This window comes from Pseudomonas sp. SIMBA_041 (assembly GCF_046535095.1).
Classification (GTDB): Bacteria; Pseudomonadota; Gammaproteobacteria; order Pseudomonadales; family Pseudomonadaceae; genus Aquipseudomonas; species Aquipseudomonas mucoides.
Genome location: NZ_JAWRXJ010000946.1, coordinates 1 through 236, shown reverse-complemented (window position 1 = coordinate 236; position 236 = coordinate 1). Strand labels below are relative to the sequence as shown.

General features: G+C 65.3%; 1 pseudogene. It reads left to right on the top strand.

Annotated features, from left to right (window positions below):
- Positions 1-236: pseudogene (locus SB725_RS33930) on the top strand (catalase-peroxidase); the annotation flags it as partial.

Here is a 236-nt window from a genome sequence, read left to right as displayed (position 1 = left end):
GCCGACCTGTTCATCCTGACCGGCAACGTCGCGCTCGAATCGATGGGCTTCAAGACCTTCGGTTACGGCGGCGGCCGTGCCGACACGTGGGAGCCGGACGACGTCTACTGGGGTTCGGAAAAGATCTGGCTGGAACTGAGCGGCGGCCCGAACAGCCGTTACTCGGGCGACCGCGATCTCGAGAATCCGCTCGCGGCCGTGCAGATGGGCCTCATCTACGTGAACCCGGAAGGCCC